The following is a 19232-nucleotide window of genomic DNA, read 5'->3' as shown; positions in this document are numbered from 1 at the left end:
CCGTCCGAGACGTCTCAAGCCCGTGCACAAAATACCAGATCAAACTTCTCAACCCGCGAACCCTACGTTCCCCACCGGCGAATCAGCTCATTTTCAATACCGAGCTGGTCGATAATTCGGGCTACGATAAAATCGACCAAGTCCCTAATCGTAACCACGCCATGGTAAAAGGCTGGCATTGCTGGGAGCACCACGGCGCCAGCTTCGGCCGCCAGCGCCATATTACGCAGGTGGATCACGGAGAGGGGAGTCTCTCGGGGCACCAGAATGAGTTTGCGTCGTTCTTTAAGGTGCACTTCCGCAGCTCGGTGGATGAGGTTAGTTCCTCCCCCGTGGACAATCGTGCTTAGGGTGCTCATCGAACATGGACAGATTACCATTCCATCTGTTGGGAAAGAACCACTCGCAATAGGGGCCGTCAAACGCTTATAGTGATAATAGGTGAGTTGCCCCGGTTCTCCCACCGGTGTTGCCAGGACATGACTCGACTCTCCGGTGACGCCGGCAATCGCTCGCATGACCTTTAATTTGGGGTCCTCCTCCCTTTCTGTATTGTCGAGGAGTAGCATGCCCGGGGCAAAGTTCTCCAAGTCCACAGAAAGATCAAGTTCCTCCTTGAGGACTGTGCGTCCCGCTCGACTAATGGTCAGGTGCACATCGCAGGCGGCCGCCAGGAGGACCTCAATCAGTCTGACGGCATAAGTCACGCCGCTTGCTCCCGTAATGGCGACAACAATTTGTCGTTTCATTTGGTACCCACGTAGAGTGTTGCCACACCGAAGGTAAACGAACGATGCCAAAGATGCCTTAACCCCACCCGTTCCATTTCCCGCAACAGGGAGTTGCCCTGTGGAAATTCAAGCACACTCGCCGGAAGATAGCCGTAGGCCTCATGCCGATTCGGCGCCACCCACTGGCCGACTCGCGGCAGGATGTGTTGGAAATAAAAGCGGTAAAGCTTTCCAAACACTGGGGCACGCGGAAGAGTGAATTCCAGGATGGCGATCTCGCCGCCCGCACGGCACACCCGATACATTTCCCCAAGGCCTCGTTGCAGATCGGCCATGTTCCGTAAACCAAAGGCAACCGCCACCACGGCAAATTGGTCGTCTGGAAACGGCAAGTTCAAGCCGTCACCCTCGATAAACCATATCTTTGCACTTTTTTTCTGAGCTTTCTTTTGCGCGAGTCGCAACATGGGGCGACAAAAGTCAATTCCCACAAGCGGCACACGGTGTTGGACCACGCGAAAAAACTCCAGGACAAGGTCTCCGGTGCCGCAACACACATCGAGCGCCGGCCCCTGTCCAAGGTTCTTCAATAGCCTCGCCACCTTGCGCCGCCACAGAATATCCTGACCGCAGGACAAGAAATGATTGAGAAAATCATAGCGAGGCGATATCTCGGCGAACATCTCGCGGATGCGATCCGCCTGCTTGTCCACCTTCGCCCAAGGCCTATCTCGCACTTCTATCGAAATCTCAGTCATCGGACGCTCTCACTGTTTTTCATGCGCCTCCCCATGAAGGATGCGTCCCGTCAGCGGAAGTACCTCCACGAGTTGCAAGAGCCTGGTGTGTTCCCGTGCAACAAATCCGGCTGAGGTACATCCGCCCGGCTCCCGAGTCTTATCTGTCGGGGTTGAATTGGTTTCGCCGTTTGCCTGCTGCTAATACCTTATTGTATCCTTCGGGTAAAATGGCGTGGTTGACCTGACCGCGCGGCTGAGCGGACATACTCAGTTTTACGTCCTTTAGCCAAACTGCCCATTCGGTCTTGTTAAGGAGCCGTATTTTACGTAATGTGTTGACCAGGAATGTCGTAGACCGCGCGGGAACCTGGGCAGGCACTCGCGGTAAACAGCTTTCCGTTAACAATTTCACTGGATGTGCCCCAACTCGAGTAGATCCCGAATGTGGGTTGCTTCGCTCAAACTGTTACGGTTTATGCCATCATGATACCGCGCATTAACGTTTATGCGTTGCCGAATCTTGTGGAACCAGATGAGCTCGCAACGGGCACCGTAGTGGTGATTGATATTCTTCGGGCAACCACGACGATTGTGCACGCCATTGCAGCGGGAGCTACTGCTGTTGTGCCGTGCGGCACGGTTGAAGAGGCCGAGCGGCTCGCAGAAATGCTGCGTCAAACGGATCCCGATGCTCACGTCCTATTGGCGGGTGAACGGGAATGCCTGCCCATTTCCGGGTTCGACCTTGGCAATTCGCCGACGGAGTTTCAGCCCGAACGGGTCTTTCGATCCGTCATTATTATGACCACGACCAATGGAACTCAGGCCTTTCGTCGGTGTCGGAAGGCTTCCAAGGTGATTGCAGGGGCTTTCGTGAATGCGTCGCGGGTCCTTCAGGAGCTTTTCGAGGAAACTTCCGCCATTCACCTGCTCTGTGCAGGAGCCGACGGCGAGGTAACTCGGGACGACGTACTTTTCGCGGGTTATCTCGTGGATCGCCTGGAACGCCGCAGTGGACTGCGATACGAAATGAACGCCCAGGCATTAACAGCGCGGGAGAACTGGCAGGCGAGTTTTGTCGAACCGTATGTGTCGGGAGCTGAACCAGTCCCTCCAGAACTTCTCGCCAATCAACTCAAACGCAGTCGGGCTGGAGAAAAGCTCATCGCAGCGGGCATGGAAAACGATATCCTGGAGGCTGCACGGTTGGATCGCTTTTCCTGCCTTCCCACATTTGATCCGGCTTCAGGAATCATCGTGGGCCGATGATTTCCCGGGATTTTCACTAGATCATTCGGAAGGACTGGCAGAAGGCTGTTGTCGGGCTTCTTCGGCGGAATGCTCGACGGAACCCTGATTGGCGTTGCGGCCCAGGACCACAAGGCAAATGTCGTCGGTCTGCGCTCGTGTCCCCACAAAACGGTGCACGGCGTTCACAAGCGCGTTTCCGATGTCTGTGGCCCGACCCGACGTTTGCCGAATGACCTCCAGCAGGCGATCCTGGCCGAAGCTTTCCCCTAACTCATTAAGGGCATCGAGCATTCCATCAGTATAAAGCACAAGCACGTCTCCGGGTTCAAAGACTCCGGTTTCGGCTACGTATTCTCCGTTTTTCGGATCACCGATTGGTAGCCCGGCATGGGTCTCGCCCAGAATCTCGATTTTTCCATCGGCTCTTCGCAAAATTGCAGGATAATGGCCCGCGTTGACCAGCCAAAACCGGTGTGTGATCGGATCGAGAATGGCCAAAATCATCGTGATAAACCGATCTTCCCACCGTTCGCTGCAGAAAATACTGTTGAGACGTTTCAGTGCCGCCTGGGGGCTGCCCTCACTCACCAAGCAATATCGCATTTCGGCGGAAAGTTTCGCCATCAGCAGGGCAGCCGCAATCCCTTTTCCAGAAACGTCGGCCAGAACAATGGCCAACCGCTTGGCGGGCAGAGAAACGTAGTCGAAGTAATCACCTCCAATTTCATGGGCAGGGTCATAATGATCAAAAAACTCATAGTTTTCAATTTTGGGGGGAGAGGACGGCAAAAACCCCTGCTGCACTTGGTGAGCAAGGGCTAGTTCCCGCCGAAGAAGTTCTTCACGTACAGACGCTTCATGCAAAATGGCGTTCTCAACAACGACCGCCACTAAACTGGCCACACTCACGAGCACCTCTAAATCCTCCTGGGTAAAGCGCGCCCTTCTTTGGCGCGTGTCCATCTGGATTACCCCAAGAACAGTGCCGTCACTGCCGATGAGAGGAACACACATCACTGAGTGAATGGGAAAATCGGCAATGCTTTGGCTCAGGTCAAAGCGTGAATCGGTAGCCACGTCAGCCGATAGAATGGCCTGTTTGCTCTGCACGACCGCATTGACGATCGTCTTGCTGATTCGCAAGTTTTCCTTATCTTCCGGGCGGCGAGAACGAACAGCCCGAGGAATCAATTTTCCGCTGCTCTGGTCTCGCAAAATGACGAAGCCGCGATCAGCCTGGATAAAGACATTGAGAAGGCTCTGCATGACTTTGTCCAGAACTTGCTCCAGACCGATGGCCTTCCCGAGGTTCTGACTAATCTCCATAAGCGCCCGCAATTTCGCCTCAGGGTTGACCTGGAGGCGATTGGTGGGGGAAGTGGCGTCCAGCCGCGACATAATGGTGGACCCCGACCGAAAACGTTCTTCGTCCTCTACCCACGCGGCCGCCGTGAGAGTGCTTTGTCCCCCCTCACCGGTATCCGAGGGTGCATCGTGAAAAACAAACACAAGGTCGCAAATCCGAATCGTGTCCCCATGTTTGAGCAGCTGCCGCCCATGCAGTCTGTGCTCATTCAGGAAGGTTCCATTCCGACTATTCAGATCTTCCAAATAATAGCCGGTGGGTGTTCTCACGATTTGCGCATGCTGTCTGCTCACGGCTCCGACATCCAGGACGATATTGCAGTGCGGATGCCGTCCCAAAATCACGCAGTCGGCATTGATGGGGAAAACTCGCCCCCGATCGGGACCTTCAATTTGACGCAGCTCGGCCATACTCAAAAACCCTGTTTGAATCGGTTGACGCCTATCCCCGGCGGTCTATTATCCCCGAACGTAACGTTTTTCACCAGAATGGCAATCGGCCATCCCATGATTGCCGGTGGCAGCCGAGCGGTTCATTGACGCTGGTGTCTCCGCGTCGGGTGGTGGTTCCCGTTCGCTGCTGTCGAGGGCAAAAAATATTATTTCGCTCCATCGTGTTTCGTGCGTTTGAGGTTAACACCATACCCGAATTTACCTCCAGATCGCAGGCTACCAAATCTTGCGCCAACCCGGTACCTCCCTTGCCTGCCGGTCTTGCGTTTTGGGAGAATCGGGATTAAAAACCGATTTTCACACTGTATTGGACCTGGTTTCCGGGATGCGTCGCTCACAGATCGCGGGTTGAGAAGGAGTGTCTGCCATCACTCGTTCAGATCCTGTCTACCAACGATGCATATTTCCCCAGTGCGCAGCCACTTTCGCAGTGGACGAAACGCACATCGCCTGCCCAAAATGCGGCGGCCTTTTGGAAGTGGCCTATGAGTGGGATAAACTGCCGCTTCCCCGGGCGCTCCGCGATTTTGAAGAACACTGGTGTCGGCGTGCTGATCCCCATTCTTTCAGTGGCGTCTGGCGATTTCATGCCCTTCTGCCATTTGCCCCTCGTCAAATGTGCGTCACAATCGGCGAAGGGCAAACAATCCTTCAAAGATCAGACCCGGTGGCCGAATATGTTGGACTCCGGCCGGGATCCCTGTTTCTCCAGTATGAAGGCCTCAATCCTTCGGGAAGTTTCAAAGACAACGGGATGGCCGCCGCATTCACTCACGCCCGGTTGGTCGGAGCCACCCGGGCGGCCTGCGCTTCGACCGGAAATACTAGTGCGTCCCTAGCGCTCTACTGTTCTGTGACGCGTCTGATGCGGGCTATTATTTTCATCGGATCCGGCAAAATTGCCTATGGAAAATTGGCGCAGGCCCTCGACTACGGGGCACTGACTGTTCAAATCGCTGGGGACTTCGATGATGCGATGAGACGAGTCCAGGAGGTGAGCCGCTCCTTGGGTATCTATCTTGTCAATAGTGTTAATCCATTTCGGCTGGAAGGGCAGAAAACGATCATGTTCCGGGTGTTGGAGGCACTCCGGTGGGAAGTCCCCGACTGGATTGTCGTCCCTGGGGGAAATCTGGGAAACAGTAGCGCATTTGGAAAGGCTTTTCGCGAGCTGCGGGACCTCGGATTAATCAACAAGGTGCCTCGCCTGGCCGTCATTAACGCTGTTGGCGCCAACACTCTCTATCGGCTCTACGAATGCGAGGGGCTTCGCTGGAACGGGGGTCGAGTCGATGTCGCGAAACTGTCCCAGTTTTATGGAGAAATGGATCGCGAGGGACGCCGGGCTTCGACAATTGCCAGCGCGATTGAAATTAATCGCCCCGTCAATCTTTGGAAATGTTTACAGGCTCTGGAAGTCTGTCAGGGAGTCGTTCGCGAGGTGACGGATCAAGAGATTTTGGATGCCAAAGCACAGGTCGGTGCTGGTGGATTAGGTTGTGAGCCGGCGAGTGCTGCGAGTGTGGCCGGTGCCAAGAAACTCGTCAGTGAGGGAGTCATCGCAAAAGACGAGCGCGTCGTCTGCATCCTTACCGGTCATCAGCTTAAAGACCCTACCGCGACGGTTGCTTATCACACCACGGATCAGCAAATGTTCAACGAGGTGCTCGGTAAACGAGGGGTGCGAAGAGCAACCTTCGCCAATCGCGCAGTGAGCGTGGCCAATGATTTGAATGAAATCATCAAAGCCATTCAGCTTTACGGATGAAATGCTTTAACTAGAGGTAAAAGGTGAAATTCAATTCGTGAGAATACCAACCGTTTTTGGCAACTTGCTGTGTTCTGATTTTGCAGAATGAAGACTAACAGGCAGGAAAACCTTTGGGAATGTTGTCCGCCTGTACCCGAAAGGCTGTCGTAGATTGGCTTGCGTGACAAGGTTTTCGGATCGCGAAGGGAAAAATATGGAGAAGATACGTGCGGTAGTCTCAGGGGCGGCTGGTCGAATGGGACAGCGGATTATCTCTCTTGCCGCTGAGGAGCCCGATTTTGTCATCGTCGGAGCCCTGGAAGCCCCCAATCATCCCAAGCTTGGTCAAGATGCTGGGATCGTGGCCGGCCGAGAGCCTCTTGGTGTCCCGCTCTCCGCGGAATTCCAAGGCGAAGCCGACGTGTTGATTGATTTCTCCCATGTCAGTGGGTTTGACAGCGTCATCAAGACGTGCCGCAACAACCGCCTCGCCCTCGTGTTTGCTACCACCGGGATCACTCCCGAGCAGGACCGCGCCCTCGCGGAACTAGCAGAATTTGTTCCCGTGATCCATTCCCCAAACATGAGCCTCGCGGTGAACATCGCTATGAAGTTATGTCAAATGGCTGCCGAGGCGCTCAAAGATAAGGATGCGGATGTCGAAATTATTGAACGCCATCATCGTTTTAAGGAGGATGCCCCAAGTGGGACAGCGCTGCAGTTTGGAAAATTGATCGCCCAGGTAATGGGGCAAATTGTGCATCGGCATGGTCGCCAGGGCCGACCCGGCCGCAGGCCACATGAGGAAATCGGTTATCACGCCGTGCGTGTGGGAGACAACCCGGGGGAACACACAATTATCTTTGGACTGCTCGGCGAAACGCTGGAAATCACGGTTCGCGCCACCAACAGGGATGCCTACGCCAAAGGAGCTCTGGCTGCTGCCCGGTTCGTGGTGAAACAGCCACCGGGGCTTTATGGAATGCGTGACGTGCTAGGGCTCTGATATTGCAGTCCACACGGGCGTTGCCCATCTACGTCGGGAAAATTCAGTGGGTACAATTTCCGCAGGACGGAAAACGTAAGCACGCCCACGTTGCGAAGGAATTCTTCTGGCAAATATTGGACCTGACAGAAGGATACAGCTCAATAAAAACGTCTCATTGACGCCAGGCAGTTACGTTGTACCCCGCGATCTCTATGGATTTTGAAGCCCTTTTTGTAACCAAGTCGAACGACGGGCAGACTAACATTTCTCTGGGTCGGGCGCAATCTGCCGAGCTTCCACCGGGAGAAGTGGTGATTCGGGTGGCGTACTCGTCGCTCAATTACAAAGACGCGCTTGCCGCACGCGGCCATCCGGGGATAGTGAAAAAATTTCCCCACGTTCCTGGAATTGATGTTGCCGGAGCTGTCGAAGAGAGCGGAGTCTATGAGTTCGTGCCGGGTGACCCGGTGATCGTGACGGGATACGAATTGGGGGCGGAGCGCTGGGGCGGCTACGCAGAGTTGGTGCGCGTTCCGGCTGACTGGGTGCTTCCGCTACCAGAAGGTTTGGATTTTGTGGACGCAATGACACTGGGCACGGCCGGTCTTACGGCAGGCCTCTGCGTCGACTCTCTTCTCTACCACGGTATCAGCCCGGAAAGCGGACAGGTCGTCGTCTCGGGGGCATCGGGCGGGGTTGGGTCAATTGCTGTCGCCATTTTGGGGAAGCTGGGCTTTGATGTCGTGGCGGTCACCGGCAAGGCACAGGCCCACGGGCTGTTGAGCGAACTTGGAGCTCGCTCCGTCGTAGGCCGCGATGCTGTGCTCGCGGATCCTGAAAAGCCCCTGCTATCCGCTCGCTGGGCTGGAGGAGTGGATACTGTAGGGAGCAACATGCTCTCCAGTATCCTCCGCGCGACGAAACACTCTGGCTGTGTGGCTGCGTGCGGTCTGGCCGGCGGTGCTCACCTCCGGATGACGGTCTATCCTTTCATTCTGCGTGGGGTTACCCTCGCGGGAATCGACGCAGCTTGGCAACCCCTGGCAAAAAAGGCTGCCATCTGGGAAAAGTTCGCGGGACCTTGGCGTATCGAAAATCTTGATCGCATTCGAAAGATCGTTCCACTCAAAGAGTTGCCGATGTGGTTCGACCGAATTCTCAACGGAGAAGTGATGGGTCGAATCGTCGTTGAGGTCGGCGGATCACGTGTGCCGCTGAGGCGGTAAATTCCAGTACCTTTCCCCGTCACTTCTTCATGAGAGATTACCCCGTCACCTGAGCAAAACGTGCCCAGCGACGATCCTTTGTCTTATTCCTGGACGGATGGGGAAAACATCGGCTCTCGGGCGTTGAACGATCCTGCGTCCTTTTGCAGGCCCGGGGTGCTGAAAACTTTTTCTTTTTACGGCGATCGTCGGCGCGGCAAAGCGAGTGTGTGCCCGACAACCAACCAAAGCAGCAAATTCGTGAGAATTGAGCCACTGCCCTACTCATTGCTGCCGTAAAGGGCAGCTTTGAAGCGTGAACCGGTTTTCCGTTCTTCGCAAATCCACTTGGACACTTCCGTCACAACCTTGTCCACTGGCATAAGCTGCGCGGTTTTGTCCCATCGCCATTTCACCTCGACATTTCCCTGGGCCAGTCCCCGTTCACCCACCACCACGCGCATTGGGAATCCAATGAGATCGGCATCCTTAAACTTGACCCCGGCCCTGACATCACGGTCATCCAGAATGACCTCGATGTTCTCCCTCCGAAAGGCTTCGTAAAGCTGGAATGCCACCTCACGCGATTTTTCATCGGCCACGTTGACTGGCACAATCACCACTTCGTAGGGCGCAAGTGCCACTGGCCAGATAATGCCATTTTCGTCGTGGGTGGTCTCGATGAGCGCTGCAAGAATGCGATTAATGCCGATACCGTAGCATCCCATGATAATCGGCTTAAGCTGCTCGCTGGGGTCAAGAAAGCGGGCCGACAAAGCTTCCGAGTACTTCGTCCCGAGTTTGAACACGTGTCCCACCTCGATGGCCGGCCGGAGTCGAAGGATCCCGCTGCACCGCGGGCACGGGTCGTTATCTTGGGCGCAACGAAGATCTGCAAACCGCTCAACACTGAAATCTCGCCCCAGATTGACCCCTTTCAGATGGGTATCAGCCTCATTTGCCCCCGTCACCGCGTTGCGCATGAACTGGATATCATAATCCGCTATTATTGTGAGGTTTTCCTTGAGTCCCACAGGACCTGCGAATCCAACCGGCGCACCAGTGACGCGCTCGATGGTGGTTGGGTCCGCGAGTTGGATCTCCTTCGCCTTCAAAGCACGACGGATTTTATTTTCGTTGGCCTCGTGATCTCCCCGAATGAGAACCGCAACTGGTTGACCGTCAGCAAGATAAATGAGTGTCTTGATCAAATCCTGGGGACGACAGTTCAAGAACCGGCTCACCTGATCAATCGAGCTTGCACCGGGAGTCGGAACTCGCTCAAGGGGTGCTGGCTCGGTTGTAGTAGGCTGCTCCGCCCTTCGCGGGCCGATCTCGGCACGTTCAAGATTCGCGGCGTAACCACACGCAGCACAGTGGACAATCTTATCCTCACCATTGTTGGCGGGCACCATGAATTCGTGACTGGCTTCCCCGCCGATAGGGCCGCTCTCGGCCTCCACCGGAAGGTACGCCAGGCAGCACCGGTCAAAAATACGGCAATAGGCGCGATACATTGCTTCGTAACTGCGGTTGAGGCCCTCTAGCGAAGTGTCGAAACTGTACGCGTCCTTCATGAGAAACTCGCTGGTCCGCAGGACACCGAACCGCGGTCGCTCTTCATTCCGGAATTTGGGTGAAATCTGATAGAGCGTGATGGGAAGCTGGCGGTAGCTCGAAATATGGTGGGCCACCAAATCGGTCACAATCTCCTCATGAGTGGGCCCAAGCACTGCATTCACTTTCCGGTTCTGCCGTTTCAGCTCAACACGAACAAGAACATCCCCGAAGGCCTTATCACGGCCTGTTCGTTCCCAAAGAGACAGCGGGCTCAGGCTGGGCATGAGCAATTCCACTGCTCCTGCGGCGTCCATTTCTTCACGGACAATTTGCTCAGCTTTCCGCAGTGCCCGCAACCCAAGCGGCAGGTACGTGTAGGCACCTGCCATGACCTGGTTGATAAGTCCCGCTCGCAACATGAGCACATGGCTGGGAATCTCGGCCCCTTCTGGGGTCTCTTTAAGTGTGGGGATGAAAGTTTTGGACCACAACATGCCTCGATCGCCTTCGGTGAAATTTTCAAATGAAGGACCAAAAATCTTGCAAATTCTCTTCCATCCAGCAAACCTGCAATAAGTTTTTCTCAGGTAACGCTGTTTCGGTTAAGAGCTTCCACATCGGGACTCCAGAACCGAGGACATTCTTTGATCGCTCTGCGTTCCCCGGCGAGCCTTAAGAAACTGTGATTTTAGACCAGCGGCCTACGTTCCTACAAGGTCACGTGGGTTGACCGGCGGGGAATGCCTATTCTACACTGAAGCGTTCCGCGGGCAGAAAAAGCCAACAGGTGGAGCGCGGTGGCCCAAAATCGGCAGCCCGATGTGTGTTGAGCCCCGGGCTAAGTCCTCTGCATGGTGCGGCGAGTTGGAAGTGTTCAGAAGCTCCAAGGCGGAACCAATGACTCGGAAATTTGTCAGTCATCTACGGCCGGAAGAGGGTGTGAACGAAATCTATCTCGTTTCCAGCCGTCAAATGCGGCCGAATCGTAACGGAGTACTGTATCTTCAGATGAGGTTGTCCGACCGCACGGGCTCCGTTGACGCGCGACTGTGGAACGCTGACCAGAGCCTCCTGGAATCCATTGTTCCCGGAGGTTATGTCCGAGTGGAAGGCGTCACCCAGGTTTACCAGGGAAATTTGCAGATCATTCTGTCTCGAGTAAAACCGGTTCCACCTGAGGAAGTTGACCCCGCCGATTTTCTTCCACTGACCCAGCAGAAACTCGACCAGAACCTTAATCACTTAGCCCAGATTCTTCGCTCCGTGGAAAATCCCCACCTGAGAGCACTTTTGGAAGTTTTCCTCACAGATGAACACTTTATGGCGAGACTAGCCAAAGTTCCCGCCGGTGTCAGATTCCATCACGCTTACCCGGGTGGTCTGGTAGTTCACCTGGTGACCATGCTGGAGCTCGCACTGAAAATGGCTCCGTTATATCCGGCAGTCAATCGCGACCTCCTATTAACAGGAGTTTTTCTGCACGATGTGGGAAAAACTGCTGAGTTATCACCCGACCCTGAATCTAATTACACGGATGAAGGTCAACTGGTTGGGCACCTGGCGTTGGGATTAGAAATGCTTAACGAAGCAATTTCCAAAGCAGAAGAGTTGGTCGGCGAACAGTTTCCCAGCGAGTTGCGCCTTCGTCTGAAGCACATGATCCTCAGTCACCACGGGGAGTACGAATTCGGAAGTTTTCGACTTCCGATGACCCCGGAAGCAGTGGCGCTCCACTGCCTGGATTACCTTGACTCCAGAATGGCAGCATGCTTGGAAAGGATCCAAGGCGATCCGCTCCCAGAGGGGACGTGGACCTCCTACTGCCCCGTGCTCAATCGGAGATTCTACAAAGGAACCGGGTGGTCGGACGGTGAAGGTCCTCAGACTTAGGCACTCCACAAATTGTGCTAAAAGGTTGCGCCCTCGCTTTCCATCTTTGGCGTGGCTTCTCGGGACCTAGAACCCGGTAGTGTCCCAGCTTGCTTTATCCTCGAAACAGTTGTAGGCGCCACCGGCGACTATTACACTGAAGGCCGTTGCGTCAGCGGTTCTGCCTATTTGGTTGATTGCGGGAGGCATCAGCAATGGTTGGCCCATGCCGTCGTCGTGAATTCCTCGCTCAAGTATCGCGAGGCGGGCTAAGTCTTTCTGCCGTAATCATCTTAAAGTCTGCGGCGAGTGCCACGACCTATCAGGCCAACGAGCGTCTCAACGTGGCTCTGGTGGGCGTATCCGGACGCGGGTCCTGGTTTGTGCAAGCGATCCCGCAGATCGGGGAAAACGTGGTCGCATTGTGCGATGTCAATGAACGCCGCGCCGCGGGCGCTTTTGGGAGATTCCCGTCCGTGCCCAAGTTTCGGGATTTTCGACGGATGTTCGACTCGATGGCCAATCGCATCGACGCGGTGGTGGTAGCCGTGCCGGACCACAATCATGCTATGATTTCGTACACTGCTATGAGCCTCAAAAAGCATGTTTACTGCGAGAAGCCACTCACCCACGATGTATGGGAGGCGCGTGTGCTTCGAGAGGCCGCTGCTCGGTTTGGAGTCGTCACACAAATGGGCAATCAAGGAACCGCAACACATGCCTTCCGCAGGGGAGTGGAGCTGATTCAAACTGGTGCACTTGGCGATGTTCACGAGGTGTATGTTTGGAAAGATAGCGGCGGGTCAGGCGATCGGCCGTTGCCGACTGGAGAACAACCCGTTCCTGACTACCTCGATTGGGACGTCTGGCTTGGCCCTGCTCCCAACCGACCCTTCCACGAACAGTGGTTGAACTGGCATGTGTGGCGGGATTTTGCCACCGGAAACCTGGGGAATTGGGCGTCGCATTCTGCCAACATGGCTTTTATGGGCCTGCGGATCGACTCGCTGTGGTCCCCCGGCAGCGCAGGGCGGATCCGCGTGGTGGCCGAGGTGGACAGCCGAACGCAGCACACTTTTCCCCGGTGGGAAATTGTTCGCTGGCAAGTACCGGCCCGGGGCGAGCTTCCCTCTGTCCGCTTTGAATGGTTCAACGGCGCGGGCTCGCCCGGACGCCGAGCACATGTTGAGGAGCTCATGGGGAAGAAACTTGACTGGGGAGATGCCGGGCAAAAGAAGTGGGAAGATCACGCAGGCTGTCTTATCTGCGGTACGCGGCAAATGATCCACGCCACAGGGCACAACTCGACATTTGTTCTTTTGCCGTCGGGCCGCACATCAGAGCAGGAAGGTCCGCCCCAAATTCTTCCTCGAGGAGGGAGTCACGAAAGGGAATGGACGGCGGCCTGCAAAGGTCGCGGTCAGACAATGTCACACTTCGGTTATTCCGGTCCGCTTACCGAATTCCTAATGCTCGGCAATGTGGCTACGCTGTTTCCGGGAGAAGAGCTGGAGTACGAGCCCAAGCGAGGGGAAATTGTCAACCATGCGGCAGCCAATGCTGCGCTTCGAAGAGAGCGCCGCAAAGGATGGGAGATAGGTAAGGAATAATTCTGTTTCAGTGAGGTCAAGCCGTGTGGAAGGTGCTTATCACAGTTCTTGTTATGTGGGCAATCTGTAACCGTGCTGCTAAAGCTGGGGAGGCCTGGCGCCTGATCAGTAGTCGCACCGGTGACCTTCCCCTCCCTAATGCAGGGGATCAACAAACGTGTCTCGTGCCAGGCGACTTCGACGACGACGGGAGGATCGACTTCGTTGTTGGAGAGAGAACGCAGGTCCCTTCGATCGTACTCTTCCGCAACACAAATAAGGAATGGCAGCGCGTCGTGATTGATGACTCGCATCTCCGGCCGGAGGCAGGTGGCGTCGCCTTCGACGTCGACCGCGATGGGGACCTGGACCTTATCCTGGGGCAGGACGCAAGCGGCTCCGAAATGTGGTGGTGGGAGAATCCCTTTCCCAAACTCGACGGCCCCTGGGTTCGGCGGACGATTAAGAAGACTGGTGGAAGGAAGCACCATGACCAAACAATTGGCGATTTTGATGGCGACAGTCACGCTGAGCTTGTAAGCTGGAACCAGGGTGCACGGCAGCTACTGCTTTTTGAAATTCCCGAGAATGTGCAGGCCGCAAGTGAGTGGCCTCGCAAAGAGATCTTCCGCTGGACTGCTGGTGCGGAATACGAGGGATTCCCGTCCCAGCCGGTTGATGTGGATAACGATGGACTCATTGACATCGTGGGTGGAGGCGCGTGGTTTAAGTACGGCAATGGAGAGTTTGTTCCGCACACGATTGATGACAGTATGCGGTTCACCCAGTGCGCCGCAGGACAGCTTGTGCCGGGCGGTTTTGCCGAGGTAGTCTTTTCCCCAGGCGACGCCGACGGGGATGCCAAATGGTATGAATGGAATGGGAAGCGGTGGCAGGTGCACATGCTGGGGGCGGTTCGTCACGGTCATACATGCGAAATTGCCGACCTCAACCTTGACGGTCATCTCGACATCATGATTGGAGAAATGGGGAGCCCGGGGGCCGGTGATGATGCGCGCATCATCGTCTGGTGGGGGGATGGAAAAGGGAATTTTCGTGACGAGGTCATTTACCGGGGACAGGGGATTCATGAAGGACGGCTCGCGGACGTCGATGGTGACTGCGATTTGGACATCCTCGTCAAGCCATATCACCATCATGCCCCCTTTATGGGGATTTTGATAAATCCGACGAAGTAGCAGAGAAGAATTTCCGCCGGTACTGGACGCCGCGTAGAGCTTTCGCACCGGCGAAGGTGTTAGAGGTCGAGACCACTAAATCGGGAAGCGACTGAGAGAGGCAAGAGCAAAAAGAAATCGGCCGCGCCAGTGGGGGCCAGCGCGGCCGATCGTCGAAGGAGGTGGGCTATGCTTTTATACTCTACGCTGCAATCAACGAAAGGTTCGCGGGTTGAAAAAATTTTTTTGTGGAAACTCTGGGGGGAGGAATGACAGGCAGCCGCGACTCACCGTTTGGAGAATTGCGTTCCGCGACGGGCACCGTGAAGACCGTATTTCTTCCGTTCCTTTTTCCGGCCATCTGCAGTCAACAGGCCCGCATCACGGAGAGTCTGCCGCAGCTCGGGATCCATACGCACGAGGGCACGAGCGATGGCCAGCTTACAGGCATCCGCCTGGCCTGATATTCCACCGCCTGCCACGCGCAGAATGACATCCACGGTCTCCAAACGGCCAGTAAGCTCTAGAGGTTGAAGCACACGCTTCTGATACAGTTCGTTGGGAAAGTAATCTTCCAGAGCCCGGCCGTTCACAGCAATCCGTCCCTGACCCGGCCGAATTCTTGCCCGGGCCACGGCCGTGGCCTTGCGACGCCCGGTTCCCAGAAAATCGTTTGTCCCTTTGCCCTCAATAACGACTTTTTTCACCATGACTTATTAACCCGTCAAGTTGATTCCTCAAATCAATAAACGTCGCCTTCCTGATCACCTGAGAAAGTCACACGGGCAAAAACCGACGAAATCGACCTTTCTCCTTGACACCAAGCTCAATTGGCGTGGGCTGCTGAGCCTGATGAGGATGCTCCGGTCCAGCATAAATCTTGAGCTTGCGAAGCATTTTTTTGGCAAGCCGATTCTTGGGCAGCATCCGGCGCACCGCCTCGTACAGAATCATTTCGGGTTTCCTTTCTTTCCGCTCGGCCGCCGTTTCGGACCGAAGCCCGGGAAAACCGGTATACCAGGTGTACTCTTTCTGCTCCCACTTTTTGCCCGTGAATATCACTTTTTCGGCATTCGTGACGATCACGTAGTCCCCGGTATCCACGTGCGGGGTATACGTCGGCCGATGTTTTCCCATAAGGATAGTAGCAATGTCGGACGCCAGTCGGCCGACCACCTTGTCGGTAGCATCCACCAGATACCACTTCGGCTTCAACGAACCGGGTTTCGCCAAATAGCTTTTTATCACGGCTAATTTCTTCCTCATGATGCCCCCCGTTCGCACCTAGTCTTGGGACAAACGGGTACTTCCAAAAGCCTGCCCGACGCGACGCACCAACACCATCGAACCTACCATTCGCGTTGGAGAGTGCCGAGGCCTGGTCCCGCGCGAGCTTCGTAACATTACGGAAAAAGTTAGTGTAGCAGTGAAAGACTCCCGTGCCAAGGGGTACCGCCACCTGACAGTAGCCCGGCTGTCATCTGTGGAGCGAGTTTTTGGCCTTAATTTGAGGCTCCACTGGACGGAGATCAATAACGAGCGGCCCGTCCAGCCCCACAAAGGACCCATGCTCTCGATAGTACTCTTCGAGCCATTGGAGCTTCTTAATGGTTCGTCCGCGGTCCTGTCCGCCATTTTCTGCATCGCCCCACAGGATAATACTCCCCTCTTTTGTAGCGATTTGGAATTCAACGTCCTGAGACGCTTGACTTTGCCGTAGAGGCATGATCGATCGAAACTGATACTTGGCCCACACGGGAAGTAGGTGAGCGGCAAGACTCGCCCCGTATTTCACGAGAGGATCTGCCCATTGACTACCCGCCGGTCCTTGGGGTGCGGATTCCACCCCTTCGATCCGTGGGTACCGGGCGGCTTCTAGTGGTGTGAAGTCGCGCGTGGGTAAAAGAACGCCGGTCTCGTCGACCGGTAGCAGCCCTCCCGGAACGCGGACCATCGCCACAGGTCGCCGCCACTCCAGTTGTACGACCACTACCCCAGGGAAGCGCTTCTCTACCCGGCTGACATGGTTGACCCACGGATGCTTTTCGATTGCAGTGACGAGCCTCCTCAAACAATCCCGGTCAGCAAGGGAAAGAGATCCGCCTTGAGCGGCATCCAGAATAAACTCAGGTCGGGGGTCCTGGTGAATCCACGGCGGAAGGGAACCCACGTCAACCTCTTCAGGAACCAGGCAGAATCGCGAATCGGCGAGCAATCGGTCTCGGTGCTCGTCCCACAGAATTCGCGTGGTAATGAATGCCACGACACCGAGCAATCCCCAAGCAGCAACCCTGCGAACTCCGCGGACGATTGGGGAATTACCACGCTCGGAGTCGTTCGTTTTTCCTTTTTTCGGTTTGGACCTAGCCATCATGGCGTTGAGCGAACTTGACTTTGCCCCACAAAGCGTACAGGAATACCGGCCCCCGCGCATATTTTCTCACAACGTGTTTCGGCTGCACATCGCGTAGGACTTGACCAGAGAGTCTGACAGTAATGTCTTTGGAACAATCGTCACAAAAGTGGCGCGGAGGGCTCGTGACCTGCTGACTGCGAGGCGCGTCAGGAACGGTCAGATGAGCAAAGCCCGCAACGAAACCACCCTACCAGATTTCCAACTCCATTTCGAGATTGACGCCCAGGCGATTGGAAACCTGTGTTCGGATGAGATCGATCAATCGGAGAATATCGGCCGTGGTGCAACCTGCTTCGGCAACAATGAAATTGGCGTTTCGGTCGGAGACCACGGCTCCGCCGATTCGCGTGCCCTTCAGGCCTGCCGCCTCGATGAGATCGGACGCGGCGGTCCCCCGGGGATCTCGAAACACCCTCACAGATGCCTGGTGTCCCAGCGGTTGTGCAGCACGGCGAACAATCCAAAGTTTTTGAAGTCGCCGTGCCAGCTCGTGGGGATCCTCCGGCTGGAGCTCAAACCGCACCTGGAGGATCACCAGATCATCAAGGCTGCTACGCCGGTAACCGAAAACAATCTCATTTCGCGGCCGGACGACAACCTCGCCGCTGTGCGTAACGAGTGTTACTTCTGCCACCCACTGACCGATATCCCCGCCGTGTGCTCCCACATTTCCGCGGACTGCTCCGCCAACAGTGCCCGGAATCGCCGTGAGAACTTCCAGACCGGCAAGTCCTTCGTGCACGGATGTGGTGACTACCTTCGGCAAACTCGCCCCACCTCCAGCAATTACCGCATTTTCAACGACCCGAATGTCTGCAAAAGCGGGATGATCGAGATGGATGACTAGCCCGGAAACCCCCTCATCCCGAATCAAAATGTTGCAACCGTTGCCAAGTACGCGAACGGGAATGTTTTCTTGATTAGCTCGCTGAACAAGGTCAATTAATTCGTCCTGGTTGCGTGGCTGGGCGTAAAACTCCGCCGGTCCCCCCACGCCCAGCCATGTATGCATGGCCAGCGGCTCTTGCTCTCGGACTATCTTTTCAAGTCCTTTCCACCTTGACATTCGCAGACTCCTTTTGGACCTTGACCGTTTAGCCTGATTGTCCAATTCTACCCAATTCGCCCGACCCAATCGAAGGGGGTTTCGCAGACCGCCCTTTACCCGCGTGGTGCAGTCTCAAGCGGCGATTGCGAGCCCTCGGGGCAGTCCGGTAGATTACAATTAGCCCATGGCAAAGAAGCAAGCGGCGGCAGTTATGACCTCGGCATATCCTGGATTCAACGAGCGATCCGGTTCATTGCACAGCAACACCTTGGCCCATCTCTGCCGCGTTTGAATTACCGTCCGTGGAATCCCAACCATCGGTCGGTAATAGCGCACAAATCCCAGGAGGTTACCACGAGTTCCTGGGCCGACGCACGGTCGAGAACGCTCGCTGCGACTCGCGGAGGCAAACGAGAATGAATAATCGAATCGATAGTCGTACTTTGCAAACGTTGGGGGAAAAAATGAATTGGTGGAATATCCCCAACACCATTACCTCACTTCGAATTATTTTGACAATCTTTCTGTTTGTGACGCTCGCTTTTCATAGACAGTTAGGGTATCTTCCGTCGTTAATATTATTTCTGGTCGCAGCGGGAACAGACTGGTTGGACGGCTTTTTGGCACGGCGGCTGCGTCAGGTAACCTCTCTAGGACGCGTCCTGGACCCATTTGCTGATAAACTCATCATCTGTGGGACATTCGTTTTTCTAGCCGCTGATCCAAAGATGCTCGAAACCCCTGGAGGGCTTCATCCTTGGATCGTGGTCGTCATCATTAGCCGGGAACTGCTGATCACGGGGTTGCGGAGCTTCCTGGAAGGCCAGACAGTGGATTTCTCGGCAAAATGGTCGGGAAAGTTCAAGATGGCGTTTCAATGCATTCTGGCCGTCGTTGCCTTTCTCTACCTTGATCTTGAAGCAACCCCCACAAAAGATCCGGGGCTGTGGACCCTCCTGGTCATTTTCACTTATGGCACGCTCATTTTGACCGTTTACTCCGGTGTGGCCTATGTAATTGTCGGTTTGCGGCAGCTTCGGCGCTTGGAGGCGTGATATTGTGGCCGTCCCACCCGAATCGCTGGTTTTC

16 protein-coding genes are annotated in these 19232 nt (G+C 55.3%); 8 read left to right on the top strand and 8 right to left on the bottom strand.

Annotated elements, in window-relative coordinates; genetic code table 11:
* Positions 1–62: 62 nt before the first annotated feature.
* Positions 63–749 (bottom strand): flavin prenyltransferase UbiX, encoded by a 687-nt coding sequence (locus ABJK56_RS01870; RefSeq protein WP_347242967.1) that lies wholly within the window; start codon positions 747–749, stop codon positions 63–65.
* Positions 746–1489 (bottom strand): bifunctional demethylmenaquinone methyltransferase/2-methoxy-6-polyprenyl-1,4-benzoquinol methylase UbiE, encoded by a 744-nt coding sequence (gene ubiE, locus ABJK56_RS01865; protein WP_347242966.1) that lies wholly within the window; start codon positions 1487–1489, stop codon positions 746–748. The genes ABJK56_RS01870 and ubiE overlap by 4 nt, the downstream gene beginning before the upstream one ends.
* Before the next feature lie 465 nt (positions 1490–1954).
* Between ubiE and ABJK56_RS01860 the strand changes: the two genes are divergently transcribed.
* On the top strand, positions 1955–2740 hold the full coding sequence (locus ABJK56_RS01860; protein ID WP_347242965.1) for a 2-phosphosulfolactate phosphatase: 786 nt from the start codon (positions 1955–1957) through the stop codon (positions 2738–2740).
* Between the two features lie 21 nt (positions 2741–2761).
* On the opposite strand, the gene ABJK56_RS01855 is transcribed toward ABJK56_RS01860, so the two are convergent.
* Positions 2762–4498 (bottom strand): SpoIIE family protein phosphatase, encoded by a 1737-nt coding sequence (locus tag ABJK56_RS01855; RefSeq protein ID WP_347242964.1) that lies wholly within the window; start codon positions 4496–4498, stop codon positions 2762–2764.
* 400 nt (positions 4499–4898) lie between these two features.
* On the opposite strand from ABJK56_RS01855, the gene thrC reads away from it, so the two are divergent.
* From thrC to ABJK56_RS01840, 3 genes are all read left to right on the top strand, one after another.
* Positions 4899–6308, top strand: coding sequence for a threonine synthase (thrC, locus tag ABJK56_RS01850; RefSeq protein WP_347242963.1), 1410 nt, complete (start codon positions 4899–4901; stop codon positions 6306–6308).
* Between the two features lie 196 nt (positions 6309–6504).
* Positions 6505–7296: a 4-hydroxy-tetrahydrodipicolinate reductase gene (gene dapB, locus ABJK56_RS01845; protein ID WP_347242962.1), complete on the top strand. Its 792-nt coding sequence runs from the start codon at positions 6505–6507 to the stop codon at positions 7294–7296.
* Between the two features lie 194 nt (positions 7297–7490).
* A complete protein-coding gene (locus ABJK56_RS01840; protein ID WP_347242961.1) occupies positions 7491–8504 on the top strand; it encodes a YhdH/YhfP family quinone oxidoreductase in 1014 nt (337 codons plus the stop codon).
* A gap of 260 nt (positions 8505–8764) precedes the next feature.
* On the opposite strand, the gene ABJK56_RS01835 is transcribed toward ABJK56_RS01840, so the two are convergent.
* Positions 8765–10537, bottom strand: coding sequence for a proline--tRNA ligase (locus tag ABJK56_RS01835; protein WP_347242960.1), 1773 nt, complete (start codon positions 10535–10537; stop codon positions 8765–8767).
* A gap of 403 nt (positions 10538–10940) precedes the next feature.
* Here ABJK56_RS01835 and ABJK56_RS01830 point away from each other — a divergent pair, with 403 nt between their 5' ends.
* From ABJK56_RS01830 to ABJK56_RS01820, 3 genes are all read left to right on the top strand, one after another.
* Positions 10941–11933 (top strand): HD domain-containing protein, encoded by a 993-nt coding sequence (locus ABJK56_RS01830; protein ID WP_347242959.1) that lies wholly within the window; start codon positions 10941–10943, stop codon positions 11931–11933.
* A gap of 194 nt (positions 11934–12127) precedes the next feature.
* Positions 12128–13522 carry a Gfo/Idh/MocA family oxidoreductase gene (locus ABJK56_RS01825; protein ID WP_347242958.1) on the top strand — a complete coding sequence of 465 codons (1395 nt, stop codon included), beginning with the start codon at positions 12128–12130 and terminating at the stop codon, positions 13520–13522.
* A 23-nt stretch (positions 13523–13545) separates the two neighbouring features.
* On the top strand, positions 13546–14700 hold the full coding sequence (locus ABJK56_RS01820) for a VCBS repeat-containing protein (RefSeq protein ID WP_347242957.1): 1155 nt from the start codon (positions 13546–13548) through the stop codon (positions 14698–14700).
* Positions 14701–14966: 266 nt separating this feature from the next.
* Here ABJK56_RS01820 and rpsI read toward each other — a convergent pair whose 3' ends face one another.
* The 4 genes from rpsI to murB all read right to left on the bottom strand — a co-directional run bounded on the left by rpsI (position 14967) and on the right by murB (position 18161).
* Entirely contained in the window at positions 14967–15389 is a 423-nt protein-coding gene (rpsI, locus tag ABJK56_RS01815; protein ID WP_347242956.1) for a 30S ribosomal protein S9, read from the bottom strand.
* Between the two features lie 67 nt (positions 15390–15456).
* Entirely contained in the window at positions 15457–15924 is a 468-nt protein-coding gene (gene rplM, locus ABJK56_RS01810) for a 50S ribosomal protein L13 (protein ID WP_347242993.1), read from the bottom strand.
* A 232-nt stretch (positions 15925–16156) separates the two neighbouring features.
* Positions 16157–16942 carry a hypothetical protein gene (locus ABJK56_RS01805; RefSeq protein ID WP_347242955.1) on the bottom strand — a complete coding sequence of 262 codons (786 nt, stop codon included), beginning with the start codon at positions 16940–16942 and terminating at the stop codon, positions 16157–16159.
* A 340-nt stretch (positions 16943–17282) separates the two neighbouring features.
* On the bottom strand, positions 17283–18161 hold the full coding sequence (murB, locus tag ABJK56_RS01800) for a UDP-N-acetylmuramate dehydrogenase (RefSeq protein WP_347242954.1): 879 nt from the start codon (positions 18159–18161) through the stop codon (positions 17283–17285).
* A gap of 398 nt (positions 18162–18559) precedes the next feature.
* Here murB and pgsA point away from each other — a divergent pair, with 398 nt between their 5' ends.
* Positions 18560–19198: a CDP-diacylglycerol--glycerol-3-phosphate 3-phosphatidyltransferase gene (gene pgsA, locus ABJK56_RS01795; protein ID WP_347242953.1), complete on the top strand. Its 639-nt coding sequence runs from the start codon at positions 18560–18562 to the stop codon at positions 19196–19198.
* Positions 19199–19232 lie beyond the last annotated feature (34 nt).

Source organism: Thermogutta sp. (assembly GCF_039793925.1).
GTDB lineage: Bacteria > Planctomycetota > Planctomycetia > Pirellulales > Thermoguttaceae > Thermogutta.
This window is presented reverse-complemented; position numbering and strand designations above follow the sequence as displayed.